Source organism: Nocardia sp. NPDC006982 (assembly GCF_042869435.1).
Classification (GTDB): Bacteria; Actinomycetota; Actinomycetes; order Mycobacteriales; family Mycobacteriaceae; genus Nocardia.
The window spans coordinates 1-1093 of sequence record NZ_JBIAFV010000096.1; the positions used below are offsets into that span (position 1 = coordinate 1).

The 1093-nt window shown below is 64.5% G+C and carries 1 protein-coding gene; it reads right to left on the reverse strand.

Going from position 1 to position 1093, the window contains the following annotated elements:
* Window positions 1-126: 126 nt before the first annotated feature.
* The coding region (locus ACFYOW_RS49680) for an IS701 family transposase (RefSeq protein ID WP_387299201.1) at window positions 127-1093 on the reverse strand (967 nt) is incomplete at its 5' end.

A 1093-nucleotide genomic window follows, 5' to 3' on the forward strand; every position in this document is an offset into this window, starting at 1 on the left:
ACTCCAGCCGCAGTTCGTGATGTTTTGCCTGTCTTCGCTGGTAGTGGGCCTGCTTGGCGCGGTGTTGATGTCTTCGTCGCCAGGTCGACCAGCGGCGCATGGTGGTGAGGTCCGGGATCGGGGTGGTCAGGTGTGCCAGGAGACGCTTGATTTCGCCGAGTGTGAGTGGAATGAGGCCGCTGCCAATGCTTTTGGGGAGATCTCGGCGGTGACAGCGAGGTAGGTGTGAGCGAGCATGGCCAGGGTGATGTGCCGGTACCAGGCGTCGTAACGACGGACCTGGTACTGGTCGAGTCCGACTTCGGTTTTCGCGGTCTGGAAGCAGTCCTCGATCGACCAGCGGGCGCCGGCGACCCTGATGAGGTCGGTGTCGGTGGTGCCGATCGGGCCGCCACACATGTAGTAGGCGATTTCGAACTCGCCTTTGGTGTTGCGGGTCAGCGAGCGCCTAGCCAGCAGCCAGCGCCGCCACCCGGAACCGGCCTCGCTGACGCCGGGCAGCGTAGCCACGGCCCAGTCGAACAACCTCGGGCCTTTCGCGCCTTCTCCACAGCTCAGACGTTTCCATGCCTGCTGCGGCGCGTCCGCGACGAGACGGTCCGCGCGTGAGTCACCCGTCGGGAACACGATCGGCGCGCTACTGGGAACAGCGACCACATACCCGATCCGGCGTCGCTCGAGCCACCTGCGGAACTTCGAATCGCCACCATAGGCTTCATCGGCGGTCACCCACCTGGCCGGCACACCGGCATCCAGGGCACGGCCCAGCATCTGCTGAGCCAGAACCTGTTTCGTGGCGAACTCGACCTCCTCAGGCACCGCAGCCTGCCGACACCGCTGCTGGTCGGCGATCCACGACTTCGGCAGATACAGCTCCCGGTCGATCAACGTGCGCCCCTTCACACTCACATACGCACAAAAAACACCGAGCTGACAATTCTCGATCCGACCCGCCGTCCCCGAGTACTGTCGTTGCACCCCAACGGATTTGGTGCCCTTCTTCAGGAATCCCGTCTCGTCGACGACCAACACGCCGTCCGGGTCCCCGAGATGCTCGACCGCATACGCGCGCACGTCGTCGCGCACCCCATCG